Below are 6595 nucleotides of genomic sequence, written 5' to 3'. Positions count from 1 at the left end.
ATATTCGCTTCCCCGAGCTGTTCCAGAAGCTGCGCGATGCGGGTTCCGACGTGATCGTGCTGCCGGCGGCCTTCACGCTCATGACCGGCAAGGATCATTGGGAGGCACTGGCCCGCGCTCGCGCGATCGAGACCCAGACCTACTTCCTCGCGGTTGGACAGGTGGGCTCGCACGCAGACGGGAAGAAGTGGTGCTGGGGACACTCCATGGTGATCGACCCCTGGGGTCACATGGTCGCCCAGTGCTCCGACAAGGTTTCGACCACAACCGCGCGTCTCGACTTGGATTATGTCACGCACGTGCGCGGTAATGTGCCCGTCGCTCAACATCACGTTTTGATTTGAGGAGCGCACACATGTTCACCGTCAATCCCATGCCGAAGCAGATCTCGCAGGAACTGGTCGAGTTGCTGGAGAAGGTCGAGACCGCAACCATCGGACACTTCCTCCACTCGGGCTTCGTCGACCGCGAACTGCGTGCGGTGCTGCCCGAGAAACGCGTTGCCGGCACTGCTGTCACCGTGCGGCTTCCGCATGCGGACAGCACAATCCTGCACTACCTCACCAAGCTCGTCCGGCCAGGAGACATCGTGGTGGTGGACCGCTGCGGCGATGACAAGCACGCCTGCTGGGGAGGTGTCGTCACCCATTCGATGAAGATCGCAGGCATCAAGGCCGGCATCGTCGATGGTCCGGCGACCGACTTCTCGGAAATCCGCCGTGTCGAGATGCCCATGTGGTGCCGCGGTCCTTCGCCGATCACCACCAAGATCCTGGGCCTCGAAGGGGCAATCAATGTGCCTGTCACTGTCGGAGGACAGGTGATCGAGCCGGGTGATGCGATCCTCGCCGACGAGAGCGGCGTCATCGTCCTGAACCCGGCAGAGGCGAGAGCCGTAGCCGAACGTGCCATCGGCATGCAGGAGAACGAACTCGTGCTGTTGGAGCGGCTCCGCAACGGCGAAAAGCTGCCGGATATCTCCGGTGCGACCCGCATCGTAGAAGAGAATAACCGACGCGTCGCCTGACGCGTCGGTTCGGGAAGAGCAATCAATAATCAGAGGGATAAAATGATGACCAAATTGCGTGTTCTGTTCGGCGCTTCCGCTATCGCGTTCGCAATCGCGACACCGGCTCTGGCTCAAACGAAGACAGTGACTCTCGCCGCCTATAGCGGCATCTTTCAGGATCACTACACCAAGGCGGTCATCGAGCCATTCATGAAGGCTCACCCCGATATCAAGGTTGAGTTTTACGGCATGCCGAACTCGGCCCAGATGCTGGGCACGCTTCGCGCTCAGAAGGCGGCACCTCAGATCGACGTCATGATCATGGACGTGTCCGTCGCCAAGGCGGCCACAGATGAAGGACTGTTCGACAAGGTCGACGAGAGCGTCTCGAAGAATGTCGCAGACCTCTACCCGACCGCCCGCATCGAGGGCGTTGGTGGTGTCGCGGTGACCTTCGACAACCTGGTCCTGCTCTACAACAAGGATCAGGTGAAGACGGCGCCGACCTCCTGGAATGCGCTATGGGATAAGCAATATGCCGGCAAGGTCACGATCCCGGCCGTGCCGGACATTCAAGGCACGACGCTTACGATCATTGCCAACAAGATGTCGGGTCAGGACGACTACAAGAAGTCCGTCGAGCCCGCCATCAAGAAACTCGGCGAAGTCGCACCCAACGTACAGACCTGGGACCCGAAGCCGGATGTCTACACGCCTATCGCCAATGGTCAGGCGGCGCTCGGCATCGGCTGGAACGCTCGCGCTCAGGTCTATGCGGATACGTCCGGCGGCAAGCTCGGCGTCGTCCTGCCGCAGGAGGGCAGCGGCTTCCAGATCAACACGATCAACCTGGTAAAGAACGCGCCGGCAGGCGATGCTGCCAAGACCTTCATCGACTATGCGCTCAAGCCTGAGACCCAGGCCGCGTTCACGGAAGAGATGTTCTATGCGCCGACCAATACGAAAGCGCAGGAAAAGATCTCCAAGGAGGCGCTCGCCCGCACGGCGGCCGGCTCGATGGACAAGATGATCGCCATCGACTGGATCGCCGTCGCCGGGATCCGCGATGCGATTACGGAGCAATGGCGTCGTCGCGTCATCCCGTTGAGCCGCTAATCGCACCTGCCGCAGCCGAACGTCCGCTGGAGAAAGCCATGATGCATCAGACAATCCGTTCCGGAAGTCCGACCGTGTCCGACGATCGCGATGTGCACCTGCGCCTCGAAGGACTCTCGAAGCGCTACGGCGACTCCGTCGCCGTCGCAACCCTCGACCTGGCGGTTCCGAAGGGAGAGCTGGTGGCGCTCCTCGGGCCTTCCGGCTGCGGCAAGACAACGACCCTGCGCATGGTCGCCGGCCTCATCAAGCCAACCGACGGGCGCATCGTCGTGGGTGGACATGACATCACCGTGATGCCGCCCCATCGGCGCGATATGGGTCTCGTGTTTCAGTCTTATGCCCTCTTCCCGCACATGAGCGTGGCGAAGAACGTGGCCTTCGGACTCGAGATGCGCTCGGTCCCGAAGCCCGAGATCGAGCAGCGTGTCAAGGAGGCGCTGGGCATGGTGCGCTTGGAAGCACTCGCTGAACGCAAGCCGCGCGAGCTCTCGGGCGGGCAGCAGCAGCGTGTGGCCCTTGCCCGTGCTCTCGTGATCCGCCCGTCGATCCTCCTTCTCGATGAGCCGTTGTCGAATCTCGATGCCAAACTGCGCGACGAAATGCGCAATGAGATCCGCGACATCCAGCAGAGCCTCGGCATCACGGCGGTCTTCGTCACGCACGATCAGGTCGAGGCACTCAGCATGTGCGACAAGGTCGTGGTCATGCGCGGAGGCAAACTCGAACAGGTGGGAACGCCGGTCGACGTCTATGAGCATCCGACAACCCCGTTCGTCGCCTCGTTTGTCGGTCGCACCAACCGTCTCGAGGGCACAGCCCAAGGGGATGGACGCGTCGCCATCGGTTCCAAGGAGGTCCGTGTGCCCGGCCGGCCGGGCGGCATGGTCGAGATCATGATCCGCCCGCATCGCATGAGGCTCGTCGAAGCAGGCTCCGGCGAGGATGTTGCCGCCGAGGGTCTGAACCGTGTCGCCGGTAGCCTGAGCCGGGTCACCTTTATCGGCGACCTGCTCCAGTATCATGTGGATGTGGACGGAGCGGAGATCGTGGTCGAAGTAGCCTCCGATCATGGACGCGGGTTTCGGACCGTGGGAACGCCGGTAGCCGTGCTCTGGCGCGTCGAGGACACCATGGTATTCGGGAGAGGCGCATGACGGCGATCGCTGCCCCCACAGCTCCGGCTCTGCCTCGTCTGGCTCTGGGCCGGGCGGGAACGGCAACGGCTCTGCTCCTTCCCATCGCCATCGTCAACACAATCGGGTTCATCCTGCCGGTCCTGAACTTGGCGCGGATGTCCTTCAATGAAGCTCTATCTGGGGGCGGCATACGTGAGGCTTTCACGCTCGCCAACTGGACCGGCCTTTTCGGCGATTCCTTCTATGTCGAGCTGATCCTCAACTCGATTATGGTCAGTCTTGGCATCACGCTTGCAACCCTCGTCGTATCTTATCCGATCGCACTTTATCTCCACCGAAGCTCCGGACGGTGGCGCACCTTCTTGACCGTTCTGGTCATCTCGCCCCTGCTCACCTCCGCAGTGGTGCGCACTTATGGGTGGATCGCGCTCCTCGCCGATCAGGGCCCGATCGTCAGCACCATCGCGGCCATGGGCTTCACCCCGCCGCGCCTCATGTTCAACACGACAGGTGTCGTCATCGGCCTGACCGAGATCCTGATGCCTTATATGATCCTGTCGCTACTCGCCGGGTTCGGTCGGCTCGATCCGCGGGTGGAAGAGGCCGCGATGACGCTTGGCGCCCCGCCGGCCAAGACGTTCTGGCGGGTGATCCTGCCGCTGACGCTCCCCGGTATCGCGCTCGGCTGCCTTCTCTGCTTCGTGCTGGCGGTATCATCCTTCATTACCCCGAAGCTGCTCGGCGGAGGACGGGTGTTCCTGCTCGCAACCGAAATCTACGACCAGGCCATCGTCACCTTGAACTGGCCGCTCGCCGCGACGCTCTCGATGCTCGTGCTGATCATCTTCGGGGCCGCACTCGCAGTATATGGCCGCGTGCTTCGCACCATCGACTAGGAGCTCATCATGGACGCGAATCAAACCTCGGTGCCCATGAAGATTCTGGTGGCGCTCCTGTTCGTGTTTCTGCTGGCGCCCGTGATCCTCGTTGTGCCGATCTCCTTCAGCGGCGAACAGATCCTGTCGTTCCCGCCGGAAAGCTGGTCCTTACGATGGTATGCGGCGCTCGCAGATAACCCGAAGTTGATCTCGGCCTTCTGGACGAGCTTGATGCTCGGCGTGATTGTGACGGTGATCTCGCTCGCGGTCGCGATCCCGGCTGCTTATGTGATCGTCAGGATGCGAACGACTGGATCGACCTTCCTCTACAACGTGTTCACCGCACCGCTATTGCTACCGACTATCGTGTTGGGCCTTGCAATCCTCATCGTCTTTGCGACCGCGGGCTTTCTCGGTACCTTCCCCGGCCTTGTCATCGGCCATCTGGTCATCACGCTGCCATATGCACTGCGCGTGCTTGCGACGACGCTCGGCAACCTCAACCTCGCCTGTGAAGAGGCTGCCTCTACCCTCGGCGGGCGCCCGCTCACGGTCTTTCGCCGGGTGACGCTGCCCATGATGGCGCCCGRCATCGTGGCAGCGACGGCTCTGTGCTTCCTCGTCTCCTTCGATGAGGTGGTGATCACGCTCTTCCTCACCGGCCCGCGCCTCACCACCCTGCCGGTAGAACTGTTCCACCACGTGGAGAGCCGTGCCGACCCATTGGTAGCGAGCGTATCAGTGCTGCTGATCCTGCTCACCCTCGCGGTGGTGATGATCGTCGACCGCACCGTCGGCCTTTCAAAGACCTTCGTGAAGTGAGGGCTCCATCACTCGCCAAAACTCGAAGCACGTAAATCGGTAGGCTGATTGCCAGACCGCGACGCTGGGATGAAGGAAATCAAATATCCGCTTAGAGGGGGACATAGGACGCTCCGGCCGATCAGGGGAACTTCGGGATCCGACCCTAAGCGGACACTCATGCTTCATTGTGGCGCTCCTCGCGTACTGCTTCCCAGACGTCCCGGGTAGCATACGCATTTATCGCCGCCATGCCGAGACCAACCATCTGATGGGCCATGCCGTGCGCCACCCGAAGTGAGACTGCGAGACCGCGTGGACGTTACCGACTTTAGTGCATAGCAAGCTTTGCGCAGCGAAGACCCGGGCTTGCCAATCGAGCCGTGTGACGGCAATCTTAAGCTCAACAAGACGTTAAGCGGGTGTTTGCCGGACTATTTTATCGTCAGGCAATAGGACAAGGAAAACTGCCATGATCATGGACGGTGGGAATGCCGATGCCGGCGAGAGAGATGAGGCAGCTTTGCTCGGGCGTCGAGCGGGGCTTCTCAGCCGCCGGTCGTTTCTGGTCGGCTCGGCCGCCAGTGTCGGCGCGCTAGGGTTGGCTGGTTGCGTGACATCTGACGGCATGAGCGTCGCCGAGGCGGCTAAGCTCTACGGACCGGTGCCAGAGGAGAAATTCCCGATCCCGGCGGTCGATGTCAGCAAGGTCGATCCGAAATATTATCGCCGGACCGTCCGCTACGACACCAAAGAGGCGCCCGGTACGATTATCGTCGATCCCGGCAATTACTACGTTTACCGCATCGAGGACGACGGAACTGCCACCCGCTATGGTGCCAATGTTGGCCGCGACGGGTTCCGGTGGAGCGGTGACGCTTATGTCGGGCGCAAGGGCGAATGGGCGACCTGGACCCCGCCCAAGGAGATGATCCGGCGCCAGCCCGAGGCGGCCAAATATGCCGGCGGCATGCCGGGTGGTCTCGACAATCCGCTCGGCGCCCGCACGCTTTATCTCTATCAGAACGGCGCTTACACGCTCTACACGATCTACGCCAGCCTCGATGCCGAATCGATCGGCTCAGGCATCACAAGCGGCTGCGTCGGTCTTCTCACACAGGACATGATGCACCTGTACTCACGAACGCCGGTCAAGACGAAGGTGGTCGTCCTGCCGGCATAGCAACGGCGCCAGCCTCGGTCGGGCGCTGCCGGTGCGGGCAGCGCAAAGGACAGGTCCGTTTTTGGAGTCTGGGCGATTGTGCGGGTGGCGATCCCTGGACGGTCGAGGACGCGACCTTTATCGTCACGCAGGACTCCAGGTTGGCGACGTCAGCATCCAGCGAACCGGCAGCCATTCCCAAGGTCAATTGCGACCGCTATTCCTTGGCAATCGATTGGGCGGTGGGGGATCGGCGGCTCTCGGCGCTGCTCGGAAGTAGGCTGAATGTCAGCTTAGGCTGGAAGCACCAGACATTCCTGACGGATAAGAAATTTCCTGAGTTGACCCAAAGGTGACGTTCCAAGCGCCGCTCGCGGCCCATGCTATCACCACAGTCAGAAGCACTGTTCCTGAATACGCTGCTCTCCACCAATAAAACTCCCACAGCACATACGAAACTCTGAAATAAAAGGATTGCGAAGTAGTGTGG

Annotated in this window: 7 protein-coding genes; all 7 read left to right on the top strand. The window is 61.4% G+C overall.

The window, feature by feature from the left end; translation table 11 throughout:
* Positions 1–344, top strand: a 344-nt coding sequence (locus tag ACXJKO_RS28830) for a nitrilase-related carbon-nitrogen hydrolase (protein WP_457094467.1), incomplete at its 5' end; no start/stop codon positions are given.
* 11 nt (positions 345–355) lie between these two features.
* Positions 356–1027 (top strand): RraA family protein, encoded by a 672-nt coding sequence (locus tag ACXJKO_RS28825; protein WP_457094466.1) that lies wholly within the window; start codon positions 356–358, stop codon positions 1025–1027.
* Positions 1028–1072: 45 nt separating this feature from the next.
* Positions 1073–2125, top strand: coding sequence for an ABC transporter substrate-binding protein (locus ACXJKO_RS28820; RefSeq protein WP_457094465.1), 1053 nt, complete (start codon positions 1073–1075; stop codon positions 2123–2125).
* A 38-nt stretch (positions 2126–2163) separates the two neighbouring features.
* On the top strand, positions 2164–3282 hold the full coding sequence (locus ACXJKO_RS28815; RefSeq protein WP_457094464.1) for an ABC transporter ATP-binding protein: 1119 nt from the start codon (positions 2164–2166) through the stop codon (positions 3280–3282).
* Positions 3279–4160: an ABC transporter permease gene (locus tag ACXJKO_RS28810; RefSeq protein WP_457094463.1), complete on the top strand. Its 882-nt coding sequence runs from the start codon at positions 3279–3281 to the stop codon at positions 4158–4160. Before ACXJKO_RS28815 ends, ACXJKO_RS28810 begins: the two co-directional genes overlap by 4 nt.
* A 9-nt stretch (positions 4161–4169) precedes the next feature.
* Positions 4170–4964: an ABC transporter permease gene (locus tag ACXJKO_RS28805; protein ID WP_457094462.1), complete on the top strand. Its 795-nt coding sequence runs from the start codon at positions 4170–4172 to the stop codon at positions 4962–4964.
* Positions 4965–5415: 451 nt separating this feature from the next.
* The gene (locus ACXJKO_RS28800) at positions 5416–6126 is read left to right on the top strand and encodes a L,D-transpeptidase family protein (RefSeq protein ID WP_457094461.1); all 711 of its coding nucleotides are present in this window, start codon (positions 5416–5418) and stop codon (positions 6124–6126) included.
* Positions 6127–6595 lie beyond the last annotated feature (469 nt).

It is taken from the genome of Microvirga sp. P5_D2 (assembly GCF_054049475.1).
Note: the sequence above shows the minus strand (reverse complement) of the source record. Positions and strands in the feature narration are given on the sequence as shown.